The organism is Streptomyces sp. NPDC000878 (genome assembly GCF_053599695.1).
In genome coordinates this window covers 1-1,431 of record NZ_JBSFMT010000189.1, presented here as the reverse complement: position 1 = coordinate 1,431, position 1,431 = coordinate 1, and the positions used below count along the sequence as shown (strand labels likewise).

General features: G+C 69.7%; 1 protein-coding gene. It reads right to left on the bottom strand.

The window, feature by feature from the left end; genetic code table 11:
• Nucleotides 1-6: 6 nt before the first annotated feature.
• Nucleotides 7-1,431: phosphoketolase family protein (locus tag ACWDR4_RS50095; RefSeq protein ID WP_450418870.1), on the bottom strand; the 1,425-nt coding region annotated here is incomplete at its 5' end.

Genomic DNA, 1,431 nt, shown 5'->3' with positions numbered 1-1,431 from the left:
GGGTGTTCAGGCGGTCCAGGTCCAGTCGGTGACCTCGGGCAGGTCGGTGCCGTGTGTGCGGATCCAGGCGTGGTGGCGGGTGCGGGCGTCGGCCATCTGCTGGCGTACGGCGGCGGCGCGGACGGCGAGGCCGGGGACGCGGTCGATGACGTCCATGACGAGGCGGTAGCGGTCGAGGTCGTTGCGGACGACCATGTCGAAGGGGGTCGTGGTGGTGCCCATCTCCTTGTAGCCGCGTACGTGGAGGTTGGTGTGGCCGGTGCGGCGGTAGGCGAGGCGGTGGATCAGCCAGGGGTAGCCGTGGTAGGCGAAGACGACCGGCTTGTCGGTGGTGAACAGGCCGTCGTACTCGAAGTCGCTCATCCCGTGCGGGTGTTCCTCGCGGGGCAGCAGCCGGGTCATGTCGACGACGTTGACGACTCGCACGGCCAGCTCCGGCAGATGGCTCCTGAGCAGGGCGGAGGCGGCCAGGATCTCCAGGGTGGGCACGTCACCGGCGCAGGCCAGGACGACATCGGGTTCGCCGCCGTTGTCGGTGCCGGCCCAGTCCCAGATCCCGGCGCCGCGGGCGCAGTGGGCGCGGGCCTGGTCCATGGACAGCCAGTCGAAGCAGGGCTGCTTGCCCGCGACGATCACGTTGACGTAGTCGCGGCTGCGCAGGGCGTGGTCCGCCACGGAGAGCAGGGTGTTGGCGTCCGGCGGCAGGTAGACGCGTACGACTTCGGGGCTCTTGTTGAGGACGTGGTCGACGAAGCCGGGGTCCTGGTGGGAGAAGCCGTTGTGGTCCTGGCGCCACACGTGCGACGTCAGCAGGTAGTTGAGGGAGGCGATGGGGGCCCGCCACGGCAACTCCCTCGATGTCTTCAGCCACTTGATGTGCTGGTTGACCATCGAGTCGACGATGTGCACGAACGCCTCGTAGCAGGAGAACAGTCCGTGCCTGCCGGTGAGGAGGTAGCCCTCCAGCCAGCCCTGGCAGAGGTGTTCGGAGAGGATCTCCATCACCCGGCCGTGATGTTCGAGGTGCTCGTCGACCGGCAGGTGTTCGGCCTGCCAGGCCTTGCCGCTGACGTCGAAGACGGCCTGGAGCCGGTTGGAGGCGGTCTCGTCGGGGCCGACCAGGCGGAAGTCCCGGCGGGCGCCGGTGTCCTTCATCACCCGGGCGAGGAGGTCTCCGAGAACGCGGGTGGGCTCGTGCAGGGTCGTGCCCGGCTTGTCGACGGGCACGGCGAAGTCGTCGAGCGGCGCGATCGGCAGGTCCCGGACGAGCAGGCCGCCGTTGGCGTGCGGGGTGGCCCCGAGCCGCTTGGTGCCGTCGGGGACGCAGGCCAGGACGTCGGCGGCAGGCCGCCCCTCGGCGTCGAAGAGTTCCTCGGGACGGTACGAACGCAGCCAGGTCTCCAACTGCCGCAGGTGATCCGGGTTCTCGCG